The 23,698-nt window shown below is 43.1% G+C and carries 21 protein-coding genes; all 21 read right to left on the minus strand.

Annotation, left to right across the window (positions count from 1 at the left end):
* Nucleotides 1-21: 21 nt before the first annotated feature.
* Nucleotides 22-1,584, minus strand: a complete 1,563-nt coding sequence (gene rny, locus DIC78_RS00890; protein ID WP_010334309.1) for a ribonuclease Y — start codon at nucleotides 1,582-1,584, stop codon at nucleotides 22-24.
* Nucleotides 1,585-1,870: 286 nt separating this feature from the next.
* On the minus strand, nucleotides 1,871-3,049 hold the full coding sequence (locus DIC78_RS00895) for a serine hydrolase domain-containing protein (RefSeq protein ID WP_127695202.1): 1,179 nt from the start codon (nucleotides 3,047-3,049) through the stop codon (nucleotides 1,871-1,873).
* 173 nt (nucleotides 3,050-3,222) lie between these two features.
* Nucleotides 3,223-4,269 (minus strand): recombinase RecA, encoded by a 1,047-nt coding sequence (recA, locus tag DIC78_RS00900; RefSeq protein WP_010334307.1) that lies wholly within the window; start codon nucleotides 4,267-4,269, stop codon nucleotides 3,223-3,225.
* Nucleotides 4,270-4,441: 172 nt separating this feature from the next.
* A complete protein-coding gene (locus tag DIC78_RS00905; RefSeq protein WP_101861306.1) occupies nucleotides 4,442-5,692 on the minus strand; it encodes a competence/damage-inducible protein A in 1,251 nt (416 codons plus the stop codon).
* A gap of 18 nt (nucleotides 5,693-5,710) precedes the next feature.
* Nucleotides 5,711-6,292, minus strand: coding sequence for a CDP-diacylglycerol--glycerol-3-phosphate 3-phosphatidyltransferase (gene pgsA / locus DIC78_RS00910; protein ID WP_010334305.1), 582 nt, complete (start codon nucleotides 6,290-6,292; stop codon nucleotides 5,711-5,713).
* A 49-nt stretch (nucleotides 6,293-6,341) separates the two neighbouring features.
* A complete protein-coding gene (rodZ, locus tag DIC78_RS00915) occupies nucleotides 6,342-7,256 on the minus strand; it encodes a cell shape determination protein RodZ (RefSeq protein WP_127695204.1) in 915 nt (304 codons plus the stop codon).
* 18 nt (nucleotides 7,257-7,274) lie between these two features.
* Nucleotides 7,275-8,066 (minus strand): DUF3388 domain-containing protein, encoded by a 792-nt coding sequence (locus DIC78_RS00920; RefSeq protein ID WP_024121452.1) that lies wholly within the window; start codon nucleotides 8,064-8,066, stop codon nucleotides 7,275-7,277.
* A gap of 129 nt (nucleotides 8,067-8,195) precedes the next feature.
* Nucleotides 8,196-8,453: a DUF3243 domain-containing protein gene (locus DIC78_RS00925; protein WP_024121451.1), complete on the minus strand. Its 258-nt coding sequence runs from the start codon at nucleotides 8,451-8,453 to the stop codon at nucleotides 8,196-8,198.
* 79 nt (nucleotides 8,454-8,532) lie between these two features.
* Complete coding sequence (ymfI, locus tag DIC78_RS00930) at nucleotides 8,533-9,261, minus strand: elongation factor P 5-aminopentanone reductase (protein WP_127695206.1); 729 nt, start codon at nucleotides 9,259-9,261, stop codon at nucleotides 8,533-8,535.
* A gap of 51 nt (nucleotides 9,262-9,312) precedes the next feature.
* Entirely contained in the window at nucleotides 9,313-10,599 is a 1,287-nt protein-coding gene (gene yfmH, locus DIC78_RS00935) for an EF-P 5-aminopentanol modification-associated protein YfmH (protein WP_044155844.1), read from the minus strand.
* A complete protein-coding gene (yfmF, locus tag DIC78_RS00940) occupies nucleotides 10,596-11,873 on the minus strand; it encodes an EF-P 5-aminopentanol modification-associated protein YfmF (protein WP_127695209.1) in 1,278 nt (425 codons plus the stop codon). Before yfmF ends, yfmH begins: the two co-directional genes overlap by 4 nt.
* Before the next feature lie 238 nt (nucleotides 11,874-12,111).
* Nucleotides 12,112-13,320 carry a bacillibactin exporter BcbE gene (locus DIC78_RS00945; protein WP_240671156.1) on the minus strand — a complete coding sequence of 403 codons (1,209 nt, stop codon included), beginning with the start codon at nucleotides 13,318-13,320 and terminating at the stop codon, nucleotides 12,112-12,114.
* 134 nt (nucleotides 13,321-13,454) lie between these two features.
* On the minus strand, nucleotides 13,455-14,180 hold the full coding sequence (locus tag DIC78_RS00950) for a GntR family transcriptional regulator (RefSeq protein ID WP_059292764.1): 726 nt from the start codon (nucleotides 14,178-14,180) through the stop codon (nucleotides 13,455-13,457).
* 133 nt (nucleotides 14,181-14,313) lie between these two features.
* Nucleotides 14,314-16,683: an FtsK/SpoIIIE family DNA translocase gene (locus DIC78_RS00955; protein WP_127695211.1), complete on the minus strand. Its 2,370-nt coding sequence runs from the start codon at nucleotides 16,681-16,683 to the stop codon at nucleotides 14,314-14,316.
* Nucleotides 16,684-16,812: 129 nt separating this feature from the next.
* Entirely contained in the window at nucleotides 16,813-17,025 is a 213-nt protein-coding gene (locus DIC78_RS00960) for a YlzJ-like family protein (RefSeq protein WP_024121444.1), read from the minus strand.
* Entirely contained in the window at nucleotides 17,022-17,759 is a 738-nt protein-coding gene (gene tepA / locus DIC78_RS00965; protein WP_127695213.1) for a translocation-enhancing protein TepA, read from the minus strand. The genes DIC78_RS00960 and tepA overlap by 4 nt, the downstream gene beginning before the upstream one ends.
* Nucleotides 17,760-17,874: 115 nt before the next feature.
* Nucleotides 17,875-19,542 (minus strand): ribonuclease J2, encoded by a 1,668-nt coding sequence (gene rnjB, locus DIC78_RS00970; RefSeq protein WP_101861229.1) that lies wholly within the window; start codon nucleotides 19,540-19,542, stop codon nucleotides 17,875-17,877.
* 177 nt (nucleotides 19,543-19,719) lie between these two features.
* The gene (dapA, locus tag DIC78_RS00975) at nucleotides 19,720-20,592 is read right to left on the minus strand and encodes a 4-hydroxy-tetrahydrodipicolinate synthase (RefSeq protein ID WP_024121442.1); all 873 of its coding nucleotides are present in this window, start codon (nucleotides 20,590-20,592) and stop codon (nucleotides 19,720-19,722) included.
* A 30-nt stretch (nucleotides 20,593-20,622) separates the two neighbouring features.
* On the minus strand, nucleotides 20,623-21,837 hold the full coding sequence (gene dapG / locus DIC78_RS00980; RefSeq protein ID WP_024121441.1) for an aspartate kinase: 1,215 nt from the start codon (nucleotides 21,835-21,837) through the stop codon (nucleotides 20,623-20,625).
* Nucleotides 21,838-21,928: 91 nt separating this feature from the next.
* Nucleotides 21,929-22,969: an aspartate-semialdehyde dehydrogenase gene (gene asd, locus DIC78_RS00985; protein ID WP_024121440.1), complete on the minus strand. Its 1,041-nt coding sequence runs from the start codon at nucleotides 22,967-22,969 to the stop codon at nucleotides 21,929-21,931.
* A gap of 125 nt (nucleotides 22,970-23,094) precedes the next feature.
* The gene (dpaB, locus tag DIC78_RS00990; RefSeq protein WP_106020730.1) at nucleotides 23,095-23,697 is read right to left on the minus strand and encodes a dipicolinate synthase subunit B; all 603 of its coding nucleotides are present in this window, start codon (nucleotides 23,695-23,697) and stop codon (nucleotides 23,095-23,097) included.
* Nucleotide 23,698: the final 1 nt, after the last annotated feature.

A 23,698-nucleotide genomic window follows, 5' to 3' on the forward strand; every position in this document is an offset into this window, starting at 1 on the left:
AGTGATGCTTAGCGCATCACTTTATTTTGCATACTCTACGGCTCGAGTTTCTCTAATGACTGTCACTTTAATATGACCTGGATAATCGAGCTCGTCCTCAATTCGTTTTCGGATATCTCGCGCCAGGCGATGAGCTTCAAGATCATTTATTGAATCCGGCTTCACCATAATACGCACTTCACGTCCAGCCTGAATCGCAAATGATTTTTCAACACCTTCGTAGGACTCAGAAATTTCTTCGAGCTTTTCAAGTCTTCGAATGTAGTTCTCGAGCGTCTCACTTCTTGCGCCAGGTCTTGCAGCGGAAAGCGCATCTGCTGCAGCTACCAGCACAGCGATAATGGAAGTCGGCTCCTCGTCCCCATGGTGTGATGCAATACTGTTAATTACGACTGGGTGCTCTTTATATTTAGTCGCAAGCTCGACTCCGATTTCAACGTGGCTTCCTTCTACTTCATGGTCAATCGCTTTTCCGATGTCATGAAGAAGTCCCGCCCGTTTAGCAAGCTTTGCATCTTCTCCAAGCTCCGATGCCATCAGCCCAGCCAAGAATGCGACTTCCATGGAATGCTTAAGCACATTTTGACCGTAGCTTGTACGGAACTTTAAGCGGCCGAGAATCTTGATCAGATCTGGGTGGAGGCCGTGAACGCCAACCTCAAATGTCGTTTGCTCACCCATCTCACGAATGTAGTCATCGACCTCGCGGCGAGATTTTTCAACCATTTCTTCAATCCGTGCCGGATGAATACGGCCATCTTGAACGAGTTTATCAAGAGCAATCCTTGCTGTCTCACGTCTGATCGGATCAAATCCGGACAGAATGACAGCTTCAGGGGTATCATCGATAATCAGGTCAATACCTGTCAGCGTTTCAAGCGTACGAATGTTACGCCCTTCCCGGCCGATGATACGTCCTTTCATCTCATCATTTGGAAGATTGACAACTGATACCGTTGTTTCGGCAACGTGATCCGCTGCGCAGCGCTGTAAGGCGAGTGAAAGAATGTTTTTCGCTTTTTTATCCGCCTCTTCTTTCGCACGGTTCTCAGTTTCTTTTGTCATGATGGCGATGTCATGTGAAAGCTCGTTTTCAACCCGGTCAAGAATGATTTGTTTCGCTTCGTCACGAGTCAGACTCGAAATTCGTTCCAACTCTGACTGCTGCATACGAATCATCTCATCCACTTTGCTTTCCATCTCTTCAATATGTTGTTGTCGTTCATTCAGAGAATGATCTTTCTTCTCCAACATCGCTTCCCGTTTATCAATTCCCTCATGTTTGCGATCAAGGTTTTCCTCCTTTTGGAGTAAACGGTTTTCTTGTTTTTGAAGCTCATTTCGTCTTTCACGAACTTCTTGTTCAGCATCTATTCGAAGTTTGTGGATTTCATCCTTTGCTTCAAGCAGAGCTTCTTTTTTCAGTGCTTCAGCATCACGCTTTGCATCTTCAAGAATTTGCTCGGCTGCACCGCGTGCGCCTGCAATTTTCGCTTCGGCAATGGTTTTACGAACATAGTAGCCAACAACTAAACCGAGTAGAATCAGCAAAATGGAGATGAGAACCATCATAATTGGGGTCATACTTTCACCTCCTCTTGCTATGAACTTGGTTGTTGCTCAAAATAAGTGTCGGCATGTACATTGTCTAGTTTTCTCAACATACAGAACCTTCACAGGGAATGAAAGTTTCATCGCCCTTGTCAAGTTTAAATGGTTTAACAATCATGTTAAAAAAACAAATGTTACAACTTCATTGTAATTGTGTCGGAAATACTTGTCAAGCTTGCCAGCTTAACGTTTGCCGAGCCGCCCCTATTTATCGTGCCGAACGTGAATCCGCCAATCTTTTGAAAAAACAGATCGTAAATTACTCCTGATTTAGAAGCTGGTATATTTTATTGTTCACTTGTCCAAGTTTAGCGTTATTTTGAATGTTTGACAACAAAACAACAACGGTTTGTCCGGATTTGCTGAAGCTGTTCAATACGTTGAAGCCCGGCATGACTCCGTGGTTTGAATAGCTTCCGGGAGCAACATAAAATCCCATCCCGTATGTGGAACTGCTCCCTGGCGTGAACATTTTTTCATAGCTTTCTTGCGAATAGAGCTTGCCGTCTATCAGTGCTTTGTCAAATTTGTACATATCGGCAGCACTCATATATATATCGCCTGCTCCATAAAGCTGAGATAAATCAGGCATATACGGTGTGACGGCCCTGCTGCCTTTTAGCTTGTAGCCGACAGCTGGATAAGGCTGCTTATCGTATGTCTTGTAAAAACCCGAATGCGTCATCCCTGCAGGCTTAAAGATATGATTGGTTATGTATTGTTCATAAGACTCACCGCTCACTTCAGCAACAATATAAGCGAGAACTGTATAGTTAGAATCCTGATAGTCCCATATTCCAGGCTGGCGTTTGATTCCTTGCTGCTCTATGTCTTTTATTAAGTCATCCGGAGTGATCTCGCCATTCCCTTCAACATGTCCGTTTATCCCCGATGTATGAGTAAGCAGATTCTTTAATGTAATATTCTTTCCGTTGGGAAAATGGGATAAATACGTGCTGACCGGATCACTTGTCTGGAGCTTTCCCTTTTCCTCAAGCTGCAAAATAGCGGTTGCTATCAGCGCTTTTTGTGACGATCCGACATAAAAGGATGTCGCAGGATTGTTTTTTATATGATGCTCGCGGTCCGCGTAACCAAAACCTTTATTGATTACGACTTCTCCATTTCTGACGATCATGGCTGTCCCGCTGAAGCCGATCTCTTTTAAATAACTGCTGATTTTTTGATTGCGGTCCACTGCTTTTATTTGTTCCTCTGTTTTTTTGGCTTTGTTTTTCTTCTGATCAGCTTGCTTCTGACCGGTATCAGAAACCGCCGCAGCTTCTTGAGATGGTTCGGCTTCTTCATCCTCTCGATGAATGGCATTCCAAATCGTGAAACAAATGATTGCGGCCAACATACCAAACAAAAGTTTACCTCTTTTATTTAGTTTTCTCCGTCTGCGCGTCGCAGTTCTTCTGCGAGTGGGGCTTGTCATTCATTTTATCCTCCCAATCTAATTTCAAATACACACGTTTTGTTAGACGTATGAAGCACTATAAAAGTTGTCAAAAAAACCAATTTATTTATCTTTATTTTGCAGAAAATATAAAAGAAAAAAAGGCAGAGTTTTCACTCTGCCTTTTTTATCATTTCAAATTCATTTTATTTTTATTCTTCAAATTCAAGTTCTTCCTGTGTCTCTTCCGCCTGTTGCTGTACTACTCCGTTATTATCTAAGCCGTAATGTTCACGAATTTGCTCCTGAATCATCAGCATGATATCTTTATTTTCTTTTAAGAATTGTTTGGCATTTTCACGGCCTTGGCCAAGACGCTCTTCTTCATAAGAGTACCATGAACCGCTTTTTTGCACGATATCAAGTTCAGTTCCGAGATCAATGATTTCGCCTTCTTTTGAGATACCTTCTCCATACATAATATCAACCTCAGCTGTACGGAACGGAGGAGCCACCTTGTTTTTCACGACTTTAATTCTCGTTTTATTCCCCATAACGTCGTTGCCTTGTTTCAGCTGTTCAGCACGGCGTACTTCAAGACGAACGGAAGAGTAGAATTTCAGCGCACGACCGCCGGGAGTCGTTTCCGGGTTTCCGAACATAACGCCGACTTTTTCACGAATTTGGTTAATGAAAATCGCAATTGTTTTCGATTTGTTGATAGCCCCTGAAAGCTTACGAAGCGCTTGAGACATTAAACGTGCCTGCAAACCGACATGTGAATCTCCCATGTCGCCTTCAATTTCTGCTTTCGGAACGAGCGCCGCTACAGAGTCGACAACAACGATGTCAACTGCACCGCTTCGAACCAACGCTTCTGCAATTTCAAGCGCCTGCTCGCCTGTGTCAGGCTGAGACAGTAAAAGCTCTTCGATATTGACACCGAGTTTTTGTGCGTATACCGGGTCTAGCGCGTGCTCCGCATCGATAAACGCAGCTTGTCCTCCCTGCTGCTGAACCTCAGCAATTGCATGAAGCGCCACAGTTGTTTTACCTGAGCTTTCAGGACCGTATACTTCAATAATCCGTCCGCGGGGATACCCGCCTATTCCCAATGCCGTATCAAGAGCGAGGGAGCCGCTTGGAACAGTAGAAATTCTTGTATCTGTCTTTTCTCCCAGTTTCATAATGGAACCTTTGCCGAACTGCTTTTCTATTTGTTTAAGAGCCATATCTAAGGCTGCCTGACGATCACTCATTCTATTTTTTCCTCCTTTATGTTACCACTACATATACTATACCCTGTTTGAAGGGATTTGCCAAGAAAAAAGCGAACGCATATTCGGATTTTTTCTTGGCCTGATTTCTACCAAAATATCATAATGAGTCAGAGAAATCATGTTTTTTGAGGAGGATAGTGTGCTGAAAACATTATTTTTGCTCTAACAGTTTTAAAATTAAATGGCAGCCATATTTAGCAGCACGTTTTCTGATTCCTGTTCTGGAGCCTGCAAAGTGAAACTCGTGAACCTCTTCTTTTCCGTTTGCAAAAATACCGATAAACACATGTCCAGGTGCATGGCCTTCTTGAGTATCAGGGCCGGCAACACCGGTAAAGCTAATGCCAATATCGCTTCCAGTGAGCTGCTGAACACCCTTTGCAAGCTCAGATGCGCATTCCTCGCTGACTGCGCCGAAACGGTCCAATGTTTCCTTTTTGACGCCGAGGACATTTTGCTTCACTTCGTTTGAATAGCAAACAACGCCGCCGGAAAACAATGCTGAAGCGCCGCTAAGGTCTGTCAGCCATTCGGAAAACAGCCCGCCGGTAAAGCTTTCTGCGGCAGAAAGCGTGATGCCTTTTTCCTTGCATGCTTTAGATAGCTCTTTCACAAGCGATGTATCGTCGTAGCCATAGAAAAATTCACCGACACGTTCTAAAATAACGGCTTCTGTTTCTTTTAACAAACGCTCTGTTTCTTTTTCATCGGCATGTTTTGCTGTCAGGCGAAGCGTCACCTCTCCGTCCGCTGCCAACGGAGCGATCGTCGGGTTCGTCTGTGCATCAATGATATCTTCTAAATCAGCTTCAAGCTGAGATTCGCCGATACCGAAAAAGCGAAGAACAGTTGATACAATTTTTTCATTGGAGCCCATCTTTTTAAGAAGAAGCGGTTTTGCCTCATTTTCAAACATCGGACGCAATTCGCTTGGCGGCCCGGGAAGAAGCATATAAAAGCGCGAATCATGCTCTGTAAGCATTCCCGGCGCCATTCCAAAGTGATTCGCCAGTACGTCAGATCCTTCGATGACAAGCGCCTGTTTTCGGTTATTAGGTGACATCGTGCGTTTTGTTCGTTTGAAATAATCCTCAATGGATTGAAACGCCTCATCATTTAAAACGAGCGGACGTCCCAGCACATTTGCTATTGTTTCTTTTGTTAAATCATCTTTTGTCGGTCCGAGCCCTCCTGAAAAAATAATAAAATCAGAGCGCTCTTCAGCAATGCGGATGACCTGCTTCAGCCGCTCCGGATTATCACCGACTGCTGTATGGTAAAATACGTTTACTCCGATTTCTGCCAGCTGTTTGCTGATAAATTGAGCATTTGTATTAGCAATCTGACCGAGTAAGAGCTCTGAACCGACTGCAATAATCTCTGCTTTTTTTGGAAATTCCATCATGTATGTCCTTCTTTCTTAGTTAGATGTTTTTAGCGCTTCCCAGTTTTTAGCGAAATAGTCCCAACCTGATACAACGGTAAAGAATACGGCTACCCATAACGCCAGGTCAGCGAACGGAAATGACACAAGCTCAAATGGAAGATTGTGAAGAAGCAATGCAGATACTGCAATGATTTGTGCCCAGGTTTTAATTTTACCAAGCATATTCGCAGCTACTACTTCTCCCGTTCCGGCTAATACAAGCCTTAAACCTGTTACGGCAAACTCCCGGCTGATAATCACAATGACCATCCAAGCTGGAGCAAGATCAAATTGAACAAGGATAATTAACGCTGCTGATACGAGAAGTTTGTCCGCAAGCGGATCGAGAAATTTCCCAAAGTTTGTAACAAGGTTCAGTTTGCGGGCATAATAACCATCTATCCAATCTGTCGTCGATGCAATAATAAACAAGATAGCGCCCGCCAAGTGTGTGACCGGAATGGATTCGTCTCCAAATTCGAGCCTGCCCCAGTCAAACGGCGCCAGCATGATAATCATGAAGATTGGGATTAATGCAATTCTTGCTAGTGTGATTTTATTCGGTAAGTTAAACATAAAGCCCCTCCAGTTTCATACTCGGACGTGAAGAAAAGTCATCTGGTGATTAAGATGACTTTTCTTCCTTTTTATTTACAATCTTTATTGTTTGTGCCATCACTTCTTTAGGATCAAGTTTATATGAAAGAACCTCACCGTTGATTTTTATTTTCAGGTTAGGTGCATATCCTGTGCGGATTTCAACTTGTTTCTGATCAGTTATGTCTTTTTTATACGTTTCGTCTTTTTTCAGTGTACCCTCTTTAAGAGAGCTGCTGTTTTCATCGCGCACTCGAATCCAAGAGTTGTCTGAAGCCTTCAGCTCAAGCTCGATTTTATCAGCGCCGGACACTTCATAAGTTGTTACAGATCCTTCAGTGCCAGTTGCTTTCACCTCTAAATTGTCACTGTCACTGTCTTCTTTTTTATCTTCTTTGTCTTTCGTTTCTTTTTTCGTGTCTGTCTCTTTTTCAGAGCTGTTGGTTTGATTCTCTTTCAGCGTTGAATCTTTAGGGATCTCATACTTGCTTTCACTTTTCGCGATTGATTTTTCTGATGCCGCATTGCTATTATCATCGTTTTTATGATTCGCAAACTGAATTATAGCGTAAACAATGGCGATCACGACAATCACGCCGAGAATCACAAGTATTGTAGGCAGCAATTCCAGCGCCTTAGAAGCAGGCTTCGGCATTTCCTTCTGGAGATTCATGCCGGAGATTTTTTCAGACACATCGTCATGATACGTATTCGGGATATCTTTTTTATGCTCCTCAAACAATTGGTCAGCATCAAGCCCGACGGCTTCCGCATATTGCTTGATGAAAGCCCGGACATAAAACTTACCCGGAATAATGTCATAATTTCCTTCCTCCAAGGCGGTTAAATACCTTTTTTGAATCTTAGTTGCCGCTTGGAGATCATCCAATGACATTGCTTTTTCCTCTCTGGCTTCTTTCAGCCGGATTCCTAGTTCAGTCACAACAAACACCTTCCAATTTTAAAAATCAAAGCTTGAAAACCCGGATTGATCAAACATTTGGGGTTCTTCAGCATGTTCATATGTAATAACCTCATCAGGATCATTTCTCAGTTCAATAATATAATCAAAGTCATCTAGTGTATACTCTGTATTTTGAACGAATATGTCCGGATGCTCCACCACTTTTGTAGCAGGCAGCCTCATGATTTCCCTCACCAGCTGCAGATGGCGTTCTGATCCTCTTCTTGTCGATACAATACCGTCAATGATAAAGACATTTTCAGTGCTGTATTCATCGGCAATCAGCTGGCTTCTGATTGTCTGTTTCAGCAAGGTAGATGACACAAACAGCCACCTTTTGCTGGCGCATACGCTGGAAGCTACGATTGACTCCGTTTTCCCGACGCGCGGCATTCCCCGGATCCCGATTAATTTATGGCCTTCTTTTTTGAACAGTTCGGCCATAAAATCGACTAATAAGCCCAGCTCGTCCCGTTCAAAGCGGAATGTTTTCTTATCATCGGCATCCCTCTGGATGTACCGGCCGTGACGCACGGCGAGGCGGTCGCGAAGCCTTGGTTCTCTCAGCTTCGTTACTTTAATTGTTTCCATCGTTTTTAAGATTGATTCTAATCGTTTAATTTGATCTATATGGCGGCACCTGAGCAGCATTCCCCTTCTGGAAAGATCGACGCCGTTTATCGTTACGATGTTAATAGAAAGCATCCCGAGAAGAGATGAAATATCCCCGAGCAGTCCGGGGCGGTTCACTTGAATTTCATATTCAAAATACCATTCGAGCTTTGCCAAATGATATACCCCCTTCATTGTGGCAAAATTTTACCTTCCTTTATCATAAAGCATTTTTCTCTAATTAGAAAGAAGAATGTTGCTGTGATGGGGAAAACATAAAAAAGAGAGGAAGAATCTCCTCTCTTCTTAATGAGTGCTGTTATTTTCAACAAGCTTAACCATCATATTGGCAATGGCGTGCTGTTCTTCTTTAGATGCTACGCTCCAAAGATCTGCCAGCACTTTTTCCTGCTCGTTCTTAGAATCCACTTCATTAGCCAGGTAACCGCCGATTTCTGTAGCAAGGTCAGTGATGGTGTCCTGACTCATGCCTTTTTCTTGCGCATAGTTTAAACGATCACCAAGGAAATTCTTCCAGTTATCCCAGTTTTCTAATACTGACATGTGAGTTTCCTCCATTTCATGTGAAGTTACAAAATTATTTTGTCCTTCTTAAAAGAAACTATACACATTTTATTTTGCTTCAGCAGTGCCAGCCGCCGTTAACTGACAGAATCTGTCCAGTAATATAGGAAGCTTTTTCAGACAGGAGAAATGCTGCCGCCTCGGCAACTTCTTTCGGCTGTGCAAGCCTGCCGATCGGGATTTCATCAGCGATCTCTTCTAATTCATCCGGATTGAATTGATTCATCATGTTTGTATCTACAGCACCCGGCGCTACTGCGTTGACCCTGATACCGCTTGGGGCCAGCTCCTTAGCCAGTCCTTTTACAAACGAGTGCTGCGCTCCCTTTGCCATGCTGTACAGCACCTCACACGATGCGCCAGTCTCTCCCCAAATAGAGCTGACCGCCACGATCGCTCCCGATTTGTTACGGATCATGCCTGGAAGAAGGTTTCTCGTCAGCATGTAAGGACTTGCCACATGCAGCTGAACCATTTCCTGTACCGTAGCATTATCTACATCAGTAATCAGTCCAAAATGGCTTCTGCCGCTGTTTAAAACGATCGCATCAACCGGCTGAACAATTGATTTTGTTAGTTCATCAGCGCCATTGGGAGTGGAGAGATCTCCTTGCAAAATATCAGCATATATGCCAAATGACCGTTTCAGTTTTTCAGCAAGCTCTGCAGCCGCGCTTTCATTCTGATTGTAGTGCAAAAGCAGATCATATCCCTCTGCTGCAAGCGATTCACTTATGCTTTTGCCGATACCGCCGCTCGCCCCGGTGACTAATGCTGTTTTTTTCATCCTCTTTCCTTCTTTCCGCAGAAAAACACCCCTCACTTGGAGGGATGCATGTTAAGATTTAGGAACCACTTTGCAGACAGTCAGTCTGTCCTCAGCAATTTCCTCTTGTATGATTTGCTGCACATCCTCAAGGGTGATCTGCTCGAGAACAGTTACGATATCAAACAGGCTCATCTCCAAAAATGCATAGCGAGTGAATTGGTTAGCGATGTATTCAGGTGAGTTTAATGCCTTTAAAAATGACCCGATTTTTTTCTTTCTCGCAAGTTCAATCTTCTCAGCGGTGATGATTTCACCGGCACGAAGCAGATTGCCTGAAATGTCTTCAGCCAATTTATCCGGTTCAGGCGTGTCCCCGCCAATGGCCGCAAAACCGAACCCATATTCAGCCGTAAAATCAAAGCTGAACGTTTCATCTATATACCCTTTTTCATAAAGGGACTCATATTGGGCAGAGCTTTTGCCAAACAAAGATTCAAGCAATAGGTTCATTGTAAGTTCATGCTTGAGCAGCTCTTTCCCTAATTTATACGGATGCTTTGATTTCAGTCCGACGAGACATTTCGGTCCCTGAACATTCATTTTAATTTCTTTTTCTTTCCGGAAAACAGCTTCTTGCTCTTTTACTTCTTCCCGTTTAATTTCCGGCTGATCTGTATACGGTTTTCTTTCCTGATTTTCTCTTACCTGAGAAATGATCGCTTCAGGATCAACAGGGCCGACTATAAAGAGGAGCATGTTGCTCGGATGATAAAACGTCTCATAGCATTCGTAAAGAAGGTCCTTTGTGATATGGGATATACTTTCGACCGTCCCGGCTATGTCAATTTTGACAGGATGATCTTTGTACATGTTTTCAATCACCCCGAAGTAAAGCCTCCAGTCAGGGTTATCATCATACATGTTAATTTCCTGGCCGATAATCCCTTTTTCCTTTTCCACCGTTTTTTCTGTAAAATAAGGGTCCTGCACAAAATCAATCAATGTCTCCAAATTGCGTTCCACATTTGACGTGCTTGAGAAAAGATAAGCCGTTCTTGTAAATGACGTGAACGCATTGGCAGAGGCGCCCTGTTTACTGAAATCTTGAAAAACATCTCCATCAGCTTTTTCAAACAACTTATGTTCAAGAAAATGGGCAATCCCGTCCGGAACTTGAACCATCTCGTCTTTCCCAAGAGGGACAAACTGATTATCTATAGACCCGTACTTTGTTGTGAATACCGCATACGTCTTGTTGAAGCCTTTTTTCGGCAAAACGTATACGTCCAGGCCGTTTGACATTTTTTCATGATACAGCGTCTCCTGAAGCTGTTCAAATTCGATTGGTTTTATCAAGATGCACCCTCCGTCCCTTTTAAGAAATAAGTTGTATCAAGCTGAATCTTTTCGCCGACTTTAATGATATCCTCTTTTGTCACCCGCTCAATATTGGCAAGGAAATCTTCGATCGGAATATCGACTTGGGCAGCGGCCTGCTGATATAGAAATTCAGATAAACCGTACGCAGTATCAATTGTTTCCAGCACCTGATTCCGAATCATGGCTTTCGTCTGTGAGATGTCTTGCTCACTGAACTCCCCGTTTTTCATAGCCTGAAATTGCTCGGCAATAATAGAGACGGCTTGTTTGTAGTTTTTCACTTCAATTCCTGACATCACCATTAATAAACCTTTAAAGCTATCGATACGCGAGGCTGCGTAATAAGCGAGACTGGCTTTTTCCCGAACATTAATGAAAAGCTTTGAATGAGAAAAGCCGCCGAACATTCCGTTAAAAACTTGTAAAGCTGAATAATCCTGATCCGTAAAGGTAATATTGGTCCGATAGCCAATATTCAGCTTGCCTTGTTTGACGTCTTCTTCATCAATGACTTCTTTGGGCTCAGGTTGTTCAGCATGATTGTTTACAAATGCTTCCAGGGTGCGTTCCTCTGTGTGAAAATATTGTTCAATAGCAGCTTGCACTTGTTTCCTGTCAACATCGCCGACGACATATAAATCAAGCTGGTCTTTTTGGATCGCGTGTCGGTATGTTTCATATAATTGATCGGCCGTAATGGCATCAACATCGTCGATCTCACCATTGACGTGCAGCGAGTAAGGCTCGTTTTTACACATTTCCTGTATAAGCCTTAGATTAGAGTAACGCATTTTATCATCATAAACTGCTTGAATTCTTTGCTTCAGCGTTCGTTTTTCTTGATCCACATATTGCGATTGAAAAACGCCTGCTTCCAAAGCAGGTGAAAAGACGATTTCTGCGAGAAGCTGCAGACCTTTTTCAAGGAGCGGCGTCTGATCTTTTAAATATTTTTCATTCGGAATTTCAAGTCTGAATGTAATTACATGCTGTTCACCTTTTTTCGAGAGATCAGCCGAAACAGACGTGCCGTACAGTTCATCCAGATAAGAACGCAATTCTGCAGTTTTCGGACGGCTTTCTGTTCCTCGAAGCAGCACATGCGGGAACAGCGCTCTTTTCGTAACTTGCTCCTTTGTTAAGGGCGCCAGCATTTTAAAGATAAGCGAGACGGTTTTAAATTTTTCTGTTTCTACAATATGTGCGGTTAAACCGCCGTGCTTTGTTTTGACTTCATTGACATATGACATGTGAAACCTCCTTCGTTCATTTCTTATTAGTATGTATTATGACCAAATTTCAGCATTCGCAGAAACACTCTTTCATGTAATTATAGCAACTGTAGGATTTATAAGGAAACAATAACCTCTTACGTATTAATTGTTCGTCCGCTATTGGAAATAAAAAAGAGCTTCCTGCTTGATGCCTCTTAATCACAAGTTTTCTGCCGAGATTCGCTATTTTTCTCAGCAAAAAAAAGACGGTGTGTCAAACCGTCCCTAAGTTTTTTTCTTCTTCACTTTTTTTAGCATCTACATTAAAGAGCGCCAGAAATAAGGAAATAATCCCGCAAAACGCGGAAAGAATGAAGATAAGCCAGCTTGCATTAGACATCAATGCCGCAAACACAGGCGGCCCGAGAGCTACTCCAATAAAGCGCATACTATTATAAAATGAGGAAATAGTTCCGCATTCCTCACTCTCAATCCCTTCTGTTATCAGCGCATCTAAAGCAGGAAGCGCCATTCCGATTCCAATTCCCCCAAAACTCAAAAAGATAAATAAAAAATAAAAACTGTGGTTCCACCACAAGCCGATAAAAGACAGGCTTAACATAATCATCCCTGTAACGACGCAAAATTTCATTCTTGCCTTATCTTTGCCGATCTTTTTACCCGCTATAAAAGAACTGCTGGACAGGAATAAAAGAGGTATCGCCAGCAGCCCGCCTTTGGCCACTCCGTCAATTGTATATTTATTCTCTAGCGTATCTGATAAGTAAAATAATACGCCAAATAATAAAAACATAATGACGCATCCAATAATAAAAACTGTGTAGAGCCAGCGTCCATCCTGTTTAAAGATTTTCCGCACATTCTTGAGGAACTCTGAAATTGTAGGTGCATCCTCATCTTCTTCAGGCTTCTCGACCAGAAACAATACGAGCAAAAAGCTGATCAAACAGAAAAACGGAATAAACCAAAACGGGACGAACCAGTACCAGGAGGCAAGTAAGGCGCCCAGAATGGGACTCAGCACTTTTCCCGAGGTGTTAGCGGTCTCAATATCGCCAAGACCGGCACTGACCTTTTCATCATCCCCCTTAAACAGATCGCCGATAAACGGCATGACGATGGGAGCTGCACCCGCTGATCCGATGCCTTGAAGAACCCGTCCGGCCAAGATCATAGCGTAAGGATTGTCTATATATGTCGAAGCAAAAGCAGCCACAGCTCCCCCTATTCCCGCAATAATAAGGCATGGGAGCAGTACTTTTTTTCTGCCAAATCTATCCGACAGGTACCCCGCGATCGGAATGCAAATGATCGCTACCACCGAATATACAGTGATAATTAATGACACTTGAAATGAACTGACCGACAGCTTTTTCTCCATCATCGGAAGCACGGGAATCAGCATGGAGTTCCCTAATGTCATAACAAGCGGTACGGAAGCCAGAGCAATAATATTTTTCATTCCTATTTTTTCTTTCAACATTTTCACCCATTCACTTTGTCATCCTTTATATCTTGCGTTAACCGCAGTAAAAGTATGTACAAAGAAACATAAACCAGGCAAATAAAAAAACAGACACATCACAGGCGTCTGTTTTAGAAACGTTTACGCAAAACATGGAATCTGAATTTGTCGGCTCTGAAATAATTTAATGAATAAAGCACCGGTTTATCATGCTGATCGTAATGCGTTTGTTTTAACAGCAAAAGAGCTGTTTCCGGATCGCATTCCAGCACTGGAGAAATCGTATCATGATAGCCGATCGGCTCAATATCAGTTACAGCGTAGCTGATCACAGAGCCTGAATTTTTCTCAAGCAGGTCAAACATAGACTCTTGCTGGTGAGAAAAAGAATCCGGCAATATATCCATCGGAATTTTGTCAATACAATACACAATCGGCTGCCCGTTTGCCGTTCTGACACGTTCAAGATAAAAAACTTCCTGGCCTGATGTCAGATGAAATCTCTTGATATCATCATCAGACGGCATAAGCACTTGAGATGAAAGAAAAATCGTTCCTGGAATCATATTAGCCTGTTCAATCATCTTGGTTACACTGTTCAGCTGTTCAATGCCCGAAAGAAATAACGGCTTAGAATGGACAAAAGTTCCTACACCATGCCTTCTGATAATCACATGCTCTTCTTCCAATATCCGCAGTGCTTCACGCAAAGTCGCCCGGCTGACACCAAGCTTTTTGGAAAGCTCAAATTCAGAAGGGAGCTTTTCTTTCTCAGTGTAGATTCCATTTTTAATATCCTCTTTTATTCGTTCAATCACTTTTAAATACAAGTGCCGATTATCAGCTTTTGTAGACATGTTTCCCCTCCGTAAACCACTTTCGATAAAAATTATTGAACAATTGGGACAACTATATCATGTTTTGTCGAAAAAATAAATAAAAAGGTGTACAGTTTACATAATGTTATTATTGTTACTGAACTCCCTTCATTTAAGAAGAGAGCTCATCATGTTTTTCTTTTGATATTAAGACTTCCCTTGGTTTGCTGCCTTCATACGGGCCAACTACGCCGCGTTCTTCCATTGCATCAATCAGGCGTGCCGCTCTCGTATACCCGATTCTGAACCTTCTTTGCAGCATCGATACGGATGCAGTCTGCATGCCGACGATTAATTCGACGGCTTCATCATAAAGGTCATCGGTAACCTCAGTATGGGTTTCCGTTGTTTCCTCAGGAATCATTTCTTCCTGATATTGAGCTTTTTGCTGCGTAATGACATGATCCACGACCTGCTCCACTTCTTCGTCTGACAAAAATGCTCCTTGTACACGGACAGGTTTATTAGCCCCGACAGGTAAAAACAGCATATCTCCTCGTCCTAAAAGCTTCTCAGCGCCCCCCATATCCAGAATGGTCCTTGAGTCCGTCTGTGAAGAGACACTGAATGCGATTCGTGACGGAATATTTGCCTTGATGACCCCTGTAATGACGTCAACTGACGGACGCTGTGTCGCAATAATAAGATGGATGCCGGCAGCCCGTGCCATTTGGGACAATCTCGTAATCGAGTCTTCTACATCAGATGAAGCTACCATCATGAGATCAGCTAGCTCGTCCACAATGACCACGATATACGGCAGCTCTGGCTGTTTTGCCTCTCCCTCATTATTGGAGCGTTTTATATAATCATTGTACCCTTCAATATTTCTTGTTCCTGTATGAGAAAACAATTCGTACCGACGTTCCATTTCATTGACAACCTTTTTCAAAGCTTGTGATGCTTTTTTCGGATCAGTTACCACCGGCGCAAGCAAATGCGGAATCCCATTGTACACATTCAGTTCAACCATTTTTGGGTCAATCATCATCATTTTCACTTCATGCGGTTTAGCGCGCATCAGAATACTTGTAATAATGCCGTTGACACAGACACTTTTTCCGCTCCCGGTCGCGCCTGCGACAAGCAAATGAGGCATTTTGTTTAATTCAGCAAGCACAGCTTCACCCGAAATATTACGGCCAAGTCCGATTAACAGTTTTGCATCAGGTCTGTCATTAAGTTTTGACTCAAGCACTTCCTTCAGCGATACCATAGCCACTTCCGCGTTTGGAACTTCTATTCCGATGGCAGATTTCCCTGGAATAGGCGCCTCAATCCTGATGTCTTTTGCAGCTAACGCAAGCGCTAAATCGTCACTTAGGTTGACTATTTTGCTTACCTTCACTCCGACATCCGGATACACTTCATATTTCGTGACAGCCGGCCCAAGATGAACCTGTGTCACTTTCGCCTTTACGCCGAAGCTTTGGAACGTGCGTTCCAGCTTTCTGGCATTTTCATAAATATTTTTTTTATCAGCCTGCTGGCCGGTATGCTTCGGATCAGCTAATAAATCTAATGACGGCATCTGATAATCTTTATTTTCAAGTTCTGTAAAGGTCATTGGCGGAGCAGCAGCCGTTTCATTATGCTCAGCCTCGGACTGATTTTCCTGAAGCGGTTCTGTGGCCGGCTCAATTCGTTTTACTGCAGCTGCCGGAGGCTCTTCCGCTTCATTCCGGTCTGAAAAGCTTGAGATAATCGGCTCTGAATGAATGAGAGGCGATACCATTTCCTGCTCCTCTTCTTCAGTAGCGGGCTCGGGGTCCATTTGCTGTTTTTTGCGCGCCGGCTTTTGTTTTTTACTGGTATTGGCTTTCGCTTTTTTCGATGATTTCATATTTGTTTTGACTGATTTCATATCATCAATAAAAGCAAACCATTGTTCTTTGATGAAACGGCCGATCGGGCTCATCCACTTTTTCAGCGTTTCTTGAAGAGAACGCCCCGTGACCAGAATCATCCCGATCAAAATCATTACAATCGCCATAATTTGAGAACCAGTTGATGCAAACAAAAAGTGTGAAGCCGCAAACAGAAGCGCCCCTATCATTCCCCCGCCTAAATCAGGTGAAGCAGAGCTCCCATTCATGTCCATTAAAAATAATTCCCATGTATTGCGGATCACGCTGGCAGACTCAATAGATCCTCTGTTCGTCAAATTTTTAAACAGCTGCACATGAGAAAGCAGCAATATGCTTGCAATGATGCAGTACAGCCCCGCCTTTCGTCTCGTTAAAAGACTCGGCGTTTTTTTCTTCCAAAATAGTGAAACCCCTAAAACGAATAAGCCTAACAAGCATAAAATAAACCACTCACCAGCGAAAAAACGGAACAAGTAGATAAAGGTTTGTCCCACTACACCAAGCTGTAAAATGGCGATAATTGAGATAGCAATGCACAGCAATCCGTTTAATTCAAATTTTATGTTGAGCTGTTTTGCCTGTTTTTTTCTCGATTTTCTTTTTTTCTTTGCCACACTCATCACCTTACTGCGTTAAAAAATGTAAGTTCATACATAATGAAGAAAGCAGCCGTTTACTGGCTGCGTTTTTCTGTAGGATTCCCCTATTATAGCATATTTTGCCCTTAAAAAAGGGCCGGAATCTTATACGTTTAATTTTAGCTTTTGTCCCGGAGAAATATCCGGATGCAGAAAGTGCATAGGATTAGTGCTCATGACTTGAATAACCTCTGCTTCATTGCCTTTCATCTCGACAAGAAGCGGAACACCTCTATACTCAATTTGCTCATGTGCACTTGGCTGTTGGTTCTGTTCCGCGAAAACAATTTCCTGCGGCATCGTGGTATACAAAATCATTGAATCATCCGTCCTTCTTCTTCTCTCGCTTCCTCGATCAGCTCATTTAATTTATGAATCGCTTGTCCGACTCCGCCGACGTGATCAATCAGTCCATACTCGACGGCATCCTTGCCGACGACATTTGTTCCAATATCGCGTGTTAAGTTTCCTTTTGAAAACATCAGCTCTTTAAACTTATCTTCATCTACATTTGAATGGTTTGTTACAAATTTAACGACTCTTTCTTGCATCTTATCCAAGTACTCAAAGGTTTGAGGCACGCCGATCACCAGTCCCGTCAGACGAACGGGATGAATCGTCATGGTAGCTGTTTCAGCGATATAGCTGTAATCACAAGATACCGCAATTGGTACACCGATGGAATGTCCTCCGCCAAGTACGATGGAGACGGTTGGTTTTGACAAAGATGCGAGCATTTCAGCAATTGCAAGACCCGCTTCCACATCTCCGCCGACTGTATTTAATATAATAAGCAAACCTTCAATTTTTGGATTCTGCTCAATGGCAACGATTTGCGGGATTACATGTTCATATTTTGTTGTTTTGTTTTGCGGAGGCAGCTGAACATGGCCTTCTATTTGTCCGATAATGGTCAGACAATGGATATTTGTATCTTGCGGCAGCTGCGGAAGTGTCGTTTCCCCTAGCTGCTGTATTTTATTCATAATGCTGTCTTTCGCATCATTTTTTTCGGGACGTTCTTCTTCTGTATTTTCCATACGATGATCCATTTCGCTTTCACCCTTTCCGAGTTTCTCTTTGTATTATGAACAAAGATCTTCAATTCAATCCCGGCTTAACAGGCAAAAAAATAAAGACCGGAACAGGTCCGGTCTTACGTTTACATTAGACTTCCATAATAATTGGGATGATCATCGGTTTACGTTTTGTTTTTTCATATAGGAATTGGTTCAAAGCATCTCGCATTGCCTGCTTAAGTGTTGACCATTCAACGTTTGATGTTTCAGTTGCTTCTGTCACGATAGAACGTACAAGCTCAGTAGCCTGTACGATAAGGCCTTCAGACTCTCTTACATAAACAAAACCGCGTGTGATAATCTCAGGACCTGATACAAGATGTTTCTTTTGTTTATCAAGTGTAATGACAACAATCAGTATGCCGTCTTGTGAAAGTAAGCGGCGGTCTCTCAGCACAATATTTCCGATGTCGCCTACACCTAAACCGTCGATTAAAATATTGCCGTATGGCACTTTATCACCGATCTTTACGTTTTGGCCGCGAAACTCGACAACGTCTCCTTTTTCAATTAAGAAGATATCACTGCGCTTCATGCCGATATCTTCAGCGATTTTCGAATGAGCCTTTTGCATTCTGTATTCGCCGTTTACAGGAATTAAATATTTTGGTTTAAGCAGATTGATCATCAGCTTTAACTCTTCCTGTGAGCCGTGTCCAGATACATGCACACGCTTTTGGGCAAAAATGACTTGCGCGCCGGCTCTGGCAAGCAAATCTACTGTTTTAGAATAAATGAGTTCCTGCCCAGGGATCGGAGTGGATGCAATGACAACTGTATCCCCTTCTTCGATATTCAGCTGCTTGTGAGCTTTGTTTGCCATTCTTGTCAGAGCTGCCAACGGTTCACCATGGCTGCCGGCAGTTACAATCGCTACTTCGCGCTTCGGATATTTTTTGACATCCTGAATTGAAATAAACAGTTCATCATCTGCTTCAATATATCCAAGCTTTCTTGCAAGCTGAAGGATCGATTGAAGGTTTTTTCCGGCAATGGCAATCTTTCTGCCATTTTGAGCCGCTGCATGAATGACTTGCTGAATCCGGTTAATATTGGATGCGAAAACGGCAATGATTACCCGGTTCTCTGAATTGTACAGTGCGTCCGAAATCTCTCCGCTGACAGCAGCTTCCGAAGGGGTGTAACCCGGACGTTCTGCATTAGCACTGTCAGAAAGCAGAGCAAGTACGCCGCTGTTGCCGATTTTGGCAATCTCGCCAATGTCGCACGATTGATTAAGTGCGGGTGTTTGGTCAAATTTGAAGTCTCCCGTGCATACAATAGATCCAAGTGATGTTTTTAAACTGACGCCTACTGAATCAGGGATACTGTGGATCGTATTAAAGAACGATACCTTTGTTGATTCAAATGTAATGACAGATTTTGAGTGAATTTCTCTTAAATCAGCTTTTCGGTTATGTCCGTATTGCTTTAATTTTTCTCTTAATAGTGCAAGCGTTAGCTTTGTTCCGTATACAGGAACAGAAAGCTTGTTTAATAAGTAAAAAACGCCGCCGATATTCTCATCATGCCCATGTGTTAAAAAGATAGCCTTAACGCGGTCAGATCGTTCAATCAAATATGATATGTCAGGAATCACCACATCAATACCGAGCATTTCGTTTTCTGGATGCATAAGGCCGGCATCAACGACAAATATGTCTGAATCAATTTCGATGACATAAAGGTTCTTCCCAATTTCTCCGACACCGCCAAGGGCAATAATTCTAACGTTTTCTGTATTTTTCTTTTTCAAAATCTATATCCTCCTAGTCTCATACCCGTCCATCATCACTTGTTCCTATTATAACTGAAAGTAAATTTAGAAAACAAGATAAAGCAGAAGGTTTAGGGAAAACCAATATGTATAAGAAACGGTCAAACTCAGGTGGAATGAGAATGACCGCGTTTGTTTCACTGTATGAAATTTTTCTTACAGTTCGCTGATCGCGCTGCTTAAGCTCAGACGTTCATCTTCGTTTAATGGGATGAGAGGAAGACGCACCGAACCGACATCAAGGCCTTTCAGCTGAAGAGCTGTTTTCACAGGAGCCGGGTTAGGCGCTTTAAACAGTTCCTTCATAATCGGCAGAAGTTTCTGGTGAATCAGTGCCGCGTTAGCTGTTTGCCCATTTGTATAATTTTTGATCATTTGCTGCATATCAGAGCCTACTATATGGCTTGCGACTGAAACGACACCTCTTCCTCCTACTGACAGAACAGGAAGCGTCAAGGCGTCATCCCCAGAATAAACGGAGAAATCTTCAGGCGTTTCCGCAACAATTTTTGTAATCGCTTCGAGATCTCCGCTCGCTTCTTTAATCGCAACAACATTCGGAATATCCGCCGCCAAACGGATTGTCGTCTCAGGAGCAAGAGAAGCAACGGTGCGCCCCGGCACATTGTACAGCATAACCGGAAGAGATGTTTCAGAAGCAACAGCTTTAAAATGCTGATACATTCCTTCTTGTGAAGGTTTATTATAATACGGCGTAACAAGCATCACCGCATCTACGCCTGCTTCCTCAGCTTTTTTGGTCAGCTTAATGGAATCTTTCGTATTGTTGCTGCCAGTACCCGCAATGACAGGCACCCGGCCGTTCACTTCTTTGACCGTATATTCAAATAGTGCTATTTTTTCTTCTGTTGAAAGGGTTGGTGATTCTCCTGTTGTTCCCGCTACTACTAAAGAATCTGTTCCGTTTTTCAACAAGTAATCAATCAGTGTAGACAATTTTTGAAAGTCTACATTCCCTTTATTGTCAAAAGGTGTAATCATAGCTGTAGACACATTTCCGAAATTCATTTTTTTCACCTCATCATGATTCAATCACATTTACTTAGAAAGTTCAAACACTTCATGCAAAGCGTTTACAGCAGGAACCATGTCCTCTTCATGGACAAGCACCCAGATGGTCGTGTGGCTGTCCGCCGACTGCAGAATAGGAATCTCTTTCTCTGATAGAGCTGTCACAATTTTAGACGTTACACCCGGGACGCCCATGATACCGGCACCGACCGCCGAAACTTTTGCACAGTTTTTCGTCACCATCGGGTCATAACCCATATCCATTAAGATGCGCTGAGCTGTTTCCGTCTTGTTCCCAGCCACCGTATAAACGATTTCACTAGGTGTAATGTTAAAGAAATCAACGCTGATTCCTGCACTCGCCATCGCTTTAAAAACTTCAGTCTGAACGTTATACTGACCGATTTTTGAAGGCACTTTGAACTGTGTGACATCTTTGACATGGGCAATTCCGGTAATCAGCCGTTCAAAAACATCACTGCCGACATTGGAAGAATGATGTGATGTCACCAATGTGCCTTTATCTTTGGAATATGTTGAGCGGACGCGAATCGGAACCTTAGCCTGCATCGCAATCTCCACAGCTCGCGGATGAATCACTTTCGCTCCCTGGTACGCCAGGTTGCAGATTTCTGTATATGTTACCACAGGAAGCGGTTTCGCGTTTTCCACTACTCTCGGATCAGCAGTCATCACACCTTCAACATCTGTGAAAATATCGATGTATTCAGCGTCAATTGCCGCCCCAAGTGCAGCTGCAGACGTATCGCTGCCCCCTCTTCCGATCGTTGTTGTATCGCCCTTTTCAGTAGCGCCTTGGAATCCTGCGACGACTACCGCATCATGATTCGCAAGCACACTGAATAAACGCTCCGGTTTCATTTCAAGGATTTTCGCATTTGTATGCTGATCATTCGTTAAGAACCCAGCCTGAGCCCCTGTCAGCGCAGATGCTTTTACACCGTTATCCAGCAGCATGCTCGTAAAGACGACAGAAGAAATCGTCTCTCCGCATGATAAAAGCAGATCCTGCTCTCTCGGGGAAATCGCAGACTGGTCGCCGTAAAGCAGTCCCAACAGAGAGTCTGTTGCGTACGGATCACCCTTCCGGCCCATCGCAGAAACGACAACGACAACCTTATATCCTTCACTGATTGCTTCTTTAATGTGCTCTAAAGCCAGTTTACGGCCTTTGTCATCTTTTACAGATGTCCCGCCAAACTTCTGAACAATTATCTTCACTGTTTTCACTCCAAATTATTCGGACGTAACAGAAGAGAGCAGGCTATTTGCGCCTTACTCTCTTCTATTCGTCTTTGGGAAATTCTTTCTTTTATACGAGGTTTAGTTTTTTCAGGCTTTCTGCAATTTGAACAGAGTTCCATGCCGCGCCTTTTAATAGGTTATCAGAAACTACCCATAAATGAAAACCGTTTGCTCTGTCCAAGTCTTTGCGGATACGGCCTACAAACACATCGTTTTTGCCGACTGCATCGGCAGGCATCGGATAAAGCTGCTGGCTCGGGTCGTCCTGAAGTGTAATGCCAGGAGCTTCTTTTAATAGATTTTTAATATCTTCCACAGTAGCGTCATCTCGGTCTACCTCGATGTAAACGGACTCTGAATGGCCGGTTTCAATCGGAAGTCTCACACATGTAGCCGCTACTTGAAGCTCAGGCATGTGCATGATTTTTTTTGTTTCATTTATCATTTTCATTTCCTCAAACGTATAGCCGTTATCTTGGAATTTATCAATTTGCGGAATCGCATTGAAAGCGATTTGATAGTGTTTTTTATCCCCTTTTACAGGCATAATCTCTGGTTTGATTTCTTCGTTGTTCAAAATCGCCTCTGTTTGGCTGTACAGCTCTTTTACAGCTTCATTTCCCGCTCCTGATACCGCTTGGTAAGTTGATACGATAACTTTGTTTAAGCCGTAAGCTTTGCGGATCGGTTCCAGCGCAGCCACCATTTGAATTGTAGAGCAGTTAGGGTTGGCAATAATGCCGTTGTGTTCGTGCAAGTCTGCCTCGTTAACTTCAGGCACAACAAGCGGTGTATTTTCGTCCATACGGAACGCACTTGTATTATCTATAACAATAGCGCCGCGTTTTACAGCTTCGGGTGCCAATGCCTGTGATACGCTTCCGCCGGCGCTGAACAAAGCAATATTTACCCCTTCAAAGCTTTCAGGAGAAGCTTCCTGTACAGTCAGCTCTTGGCCTTTAAATGTGACTTGGGTACCCGCAGAGCGTTTTGAAGATAGCAATGTAAGTGTGTCCATTTCAAAATTTCTGTCTTCAAGTGTTTTAAGCATTTGTTGTCCTACAGCTCCTGTCGCTCCGACAACAGCTACGTGTAAACCTCTTCCCATCTGTAAAACTCCTTCCGCCAATCAGCTTCATTGAATTGATTTGACTATAATTTTACGTTTTATTTTACCATAGAATATGCGGGTGATGACCGAAATTTTTTGTTTGGGAAAGATTTTCTGTATATTTAGTCATTTCCCTGATAATTATCAACGAGAATTGGCTGAAGCTGCTGATGCATCAGCGCCTTTTCAACGGTTTGAGGAAGCAGATCCATTTTGGCAACCATTGAATTCGGTTTTTTGAAGGGTTCGTCTTGCCCAAATGGAATAAAGAAGATATTTTTGGTAGACATGAGCCTCATTAGGTTTGTGCCGTTTAAACCGAGAGCGTCATTTGTTGATATACCGAGAACAACCGGCCGATTGTTTCTGATTGTTGCTTTTGCAGCCATCAGTACAGGGCTGTCTGTCATGGCGTTGGCGAGCTTGCTCATCGAGTTTCCGGTTAAAGGAGCAATTACCATGCAGTCCAGCGGAAGCTTTGGCCCGAGGGGTTCAGCCTTTACAATTGAATCAATTGCCTCATATCCGGTAAGGTCTTCAATCTTTTTAACCCATTCCGCTCCCTCTCCAAAGCGTGTATCAGTCGATTTTACAGTAAATGTGACAACCGGCCGGACTTCCGCTCCTTCATTGACTAGCGTCTCAATTTGCGGAAACACCGCTTCATATGTGCAATGCGAGCCGGTCAGTCCAAATCCGATTCTTTTCCCTTTTAGTGACGACATT

The sequence above is a fragment of the Bacillus halotolerans genome (assembly GCF_004006435.1).
GTDB lineage: Bacteria > Bacillota > Bacilli > Bacillales > Bacillaceae > Bacillus > Bacillus halotolerans.

Coding starts and splice junctions, on each gene's coding strand:
- rny (WP_010334309.1), bottom strand. CDS start 1,584: ATGACCCCAATTATGATGGTTCTCATCTCCATTTTGCTGATTCTACTC.
- DIC78_RS00895 (WP_127695202.1), bottom strand. CDS start 3,049: ATGACAAGCCCCACTCGCAGAAGAACTGCGACGCGCAGACGGAGAAAA.
- recA (WP_010334307.1), bottom strand. CDS start 4,269: ATGAGTGATCGTCAGGCAGCCTTAGATATGGCTCTTAAACAAATAGAA.
- DIC78_RS00905 (WP_101861306.1), bottom strand. CDS start 5,692: ATGGAATTTCCAAAAAAAGCAGAGATTATTGCAGTCGGTTCAGAGCTC.
- pgsA (WP_010334305.1), bottom strand. CDS start 6,292: ATGTTTAACTTACCGAATAAAATCACACTAGCAAGAATTGCATTAATC.
- DIC78_RS00925 (WP_024121451.1), bottom strand. CDS start 8,453: ATGTCAGTATTAGAAAACTGGGATAACTGGAAGAATTTCCTTGGTGAT.
- ymfI (WP_127695206.1), bottom strand. CDS start 9,261: ATGAAAAAAACAGCATTAGTCACCGGGGCGAGCGGCGGTATCGGCAAA.
- yfmF (WP_127695209.1), bottom strand. CDS start 11,873: ATGTCATATGTCAATGAAGTCAAAACAAAGCACGGCGGTTTAACCGCA.
- DIC78_RS00945 (WP_240671156.1), bottom strand. CDS start 13,320: ATGAAAAATATTATTGCTCTGGCTTCCGTACCGCTTGTTATGACATTA.
- DIC78_RS00950 (WP_059292764.1), bottom strand. CDS start 14,180: ATGTCTACAAAAGCTGATAATCGGCACTTGTATTTAAAAGTGATTGAA.
- DIC78_RS00960 (WP_024121444.1), bottom strand. CDS start 17,025: ATGATTTTGTATACCACGATGCCGCAGGAAATTGTTTTCGCGGAACAG.
- tepA (WP_127695213.1), bottom strand. CDS start 17,759: ATGGATCATCGTATGGAAAATACAGAAGAAGAACGTCCCGAAAAAAAT.
- dapA (WP_024121442.1), bottom strand. CDS start 20,592: ATGAATTTCGGAAATGTGTCTACAGCTATGATTACACCTTTTGACAAT.
- asd (WP_024121440.1), bottom strand. CDS start 22,969: ATGGGAAGAGGTTTACACGTAGCTGTTGTCGGAGCGACAGGAGCTGTA.
- dpaB (WP_106020730.1), bottom strand. CDS start 23,697: ATGTCGTCACTAAAAGGGAAAAGAATCGGATTTGGACTGACCGGCTCG.